Origin of the sequence: Microbacterium sp. BF1, from assembly GCF_019279095.1 — a bacterium.
GTDB lineage: Bacteria > Actinomycetota > Actinomycetes > Actinomycetales > Microbacteriaceae > Microbacterium > Microbacterium maritypicum.
Genome location: NZ_JAGYWT010000337.1, coordinates 1 through 2,745, shown reverse-complemented (window position 1 = coordinate 2,745; position 2,745 = coordinate 1). Strand labels below are relative to the sequence as shown.

Genomic DNA, 2,745 nt, shown 5'->3' with positions numbered 1-2,745 from the left:
GTCGCCGGCAAGCTGCTGAACCTCCTCGTCCGCATCAGCGGAGCGCGGCGGGTGCTGGAGGTCGGCACGCTCGGCGGCTATTCCACGATCTGGCTCGCGCGGGCCGTCGGCCCCGGAGGGCGCGTCGTGACGATCGAGGCGGAGTCGGACAACGCGGCGATCGCCCGCGCCAGCATCGATGCCGCGGGCGTCGGTGATCGTGTCGACATCCGGGTGGGTAGGGGAGTGGACGTGCTCCCCACCCTGGTCGGCGGGTTCGACCTGGTGTTCATCGACGCCGACAAGGAGTCGAACACGATCTACCTCGATTGGGCGGCGAAGCTCGGCCACCCCGGCACCGTGGTCGTGCTCGACAACATCGGGCGTGAGGGCGAGATCGTCCGCGATGACAGCACCGACCCCAAGGTCGTCGGCACCCGTGAGGGACTGCGGATGCTGGGGGAGGACCCGCGATTCGACGCCACGGCCCTGCAGACCGTCGGCGCGAAGGGCTGGGACGGCTTCGCCATCGCCGTGGTCGTCTGATATCGACGGCGTCGGGAGCGTGCGCGCGAACCTGTCGGTCGGGTCCCTGACCCTGTCGGAGGGCCGGGCTAGACTGAGCGCGGATCGACGACGCTCCACACAACGTTTTCCCCCTGAGTAAGGAGCACATCAGTGGCACTGATCGAGGCTGTAGGCGCACGCGAGATTCTCGACTCGCGCGGAAACCCGACCGTTGAGGTGGAGGTCCTCCTCGACGACGGCATCGTGCAGCGGGCGGCCGTGCCGTCTGGCGCATCCACGGGCGCGTTCGAGGCGTACGAGCTCCGCGACGGAGACAAGAGCCGTTACGGCGGCAAGGGCGTGCTCAAGGCCGTCGAGGCCATCATCGACGAGCTCGGACCGGCGATCGAAGGTGTCGAGGCGAGCGAGCAGCGCATCGTCGACGAGATCCTGATCGAGGTCGACGGCACCGAGAACAAGAAGCGCGTCGGAGCCAACGCCATCCTCGGCGTCAGCCTCGCCGTCGCGAAGGCAGCGGCCGACTCGGCCGACCTCCCGCTCTTCCGCTACCTGGGCGGCCCGAACGCGCACGTGCTGCCCGTTCCGCTGTTCAACGTCATCAACGGTGGCGAGCACGCCGACAACGGCATCGACATGCAGGAGTTCTTCCTCGCCCCGATCGGTGCGGAGACCTACTCCGAGGCGCTCCGCTGGGGAGTCGAGACCTACCACGTGCTGCGTGCAGAGCTGAAGGCCGCGGGCTACGCGACCGGCCTCGGCGACGAGGGCGGCTTCGCTCCCGACCTGCCCAGCAACCGCGAGGGACTGGACTTCCTGGTGAAGGCGATCGAGAAGGCCGGCTTCACGCCCGGCACCGACATCGCGCTCGGCCTCGACGTCGCCGCGACCGAGTTCTTCAAGGACGGCGTCTACCGTCTCGACAACAAGGACTGGGACGCCGCGGCGCTCACCGAGTACTACGTCGGACTCGTCAACGACTTCCCGATCGTCACGATCGAAGATGCTCTCGCCGAAGACGACTGGGACAACTGGAAGCACCTCACCGACGCACTCGGCAGCAAGGTGCAGCTGGTCGGCGACGACCTGTTCGTCACCAACCCGCAGCGTCTCGCCGACGGCATCAAGCGCGGCGTCGCGAACTCGCTGCTCGTCAAGGTCAACCAGATCGGCACGCTCACCGAGACGTTCGACGCGGTCAGCCTCGCTCAGCGCTCCGGTTACACGGCGATGCTCTCGCACCGTTCGGGAGAGACCGAAGACACCACGATCGCCGACCTGGTCGTCGCGACCAACGCCGGACAGATCAAGGCGGGTGCTCCTGCTCGCAGCGAGCGCGTCGCGAAGTACAACCAGCTGCTGCGCATCGAGGAAGAGCTCGGCGACGCCGCGGTCTTCGCCGGCCGTTCCGCGTTCCCGCGCTACCAGGCCTGAGCGCACCGATACACCGAAGAAGCCGCCGTCTCGGCGGTGAACACCGCCGCTGAAGCGGCACGACGAAGGAGGAGCCGTGGCACGACGACCGGCTCCTCCTTCGGCGTCTCCGGGGCCGCAGACGCCGCGACCCGCCGGCACGATGAAGTCGAGGAAGACGGCCACGCCCGCCGCATCGTCGTCCGCACCGCGCTCATCGAGCAGGAGCCGTGGTGAGGCGTCTCGCGTCGACGTCCGCGAGTGGGCGTCCGGCATCCGCCTCTCGGCCTTCTCCGTCATCATGCTCTCGCTGGTGGTGCTGGGCGCCTGGGTGCTCGTGCCCACGCTCGGAACCTTCATCGATCAGCGTCAGAAGATCGCAGCCCTCGAAGCGTCGGTGAAGGTGAGCGAAGATCAGATCGCCTCCCTCGTCGCCGAACGTGAGCGCTGGAACGACCCCGTGTACATCACGACCCAGGCCCGCGAGCGCCTCTACTACGTCAAGCCCGGAGAGGTCGTGTATCTGATCGACAACGACCTCGATCCCGCAGCCCTTCCGCGGGAGCAGGAGCCCGTGAGCGACACGATCGTCGAGAAGCCGACGGACTGGATGCCGCAGTTGCTGCGCACCATCGTCTCGACCGGCCTCAGCGATACGGCCGCCGTCGCTCCCTGACCGTCCCGTCGAGCAACTTCCCCGGCGGCTCCCCTACGCTGGTGAGGTGACCACGCCGCCGTTTCCTGCACCCACGCCCGCCGAGCTCGCCGTCGTATCGGCCCAGCTCGGTCGTTCCGCCCGAGGTGTGGTGGGCATCGCGGCCCGTTGCG

General features: G+C 68.2%; 4 protein-coding genes. All 4 read left to right on the top strand.

From position 1 onward, the window contains the following. A partial coding sequence (locus tag KZA10_RS11660; RefSeq protein ID WP_218682962.1) for an O-methyltransferase occupies positions 1-525 on the top strand: 525 nt, incomplete at its 5' end. Positions 526-657: 132 nt separating this feature from the next. Next, a complete protein-coding gene (gene eno / locus KZA10_RS11655) occupies positions 658-1,938 on the top strand; it encodes a phosphopyruvate hydratase (protein ID WP_055864618.1) in 1,281 nt (426 codons plus the stop codon). A 36-nt stretch (positions 1,939-1,974) separates the two neighbouring features. Beyond that, positions 1,975-2,154, top strand: coding sequence for a hypothetical protein (locus tag KZA10_RS18120; protein WP_256934769.1), 180 nt, complete (start codon positions 1,975-1,977; stop codon positions 2,152-2,154). Positions 2,155-2,218: 64 nt separating this feature from the next. Beyond that, positions 2,219-2,593: a septum formation initiator family protein gene (locus KZA10_RS18115; RefSeq protein WP_055866760.1), complete on the top strand. Its 375-nt coding sequence runs from the start codon at positions 2,219-2,221 to the stop codon at positions 2,591-2,593. Positions 2,594-2,745: the final 152 nt, after the last annotated feature.

Coding starts and splice junctions, on each gene's coding strand:
- KZA10_RS18115 (WP_055866760.1), top strand. CDS start 2,219: ATGCTCTCGCTGGTGGTGCTGGGCGCCTGGGTGCTCGTGCCCACGCTC.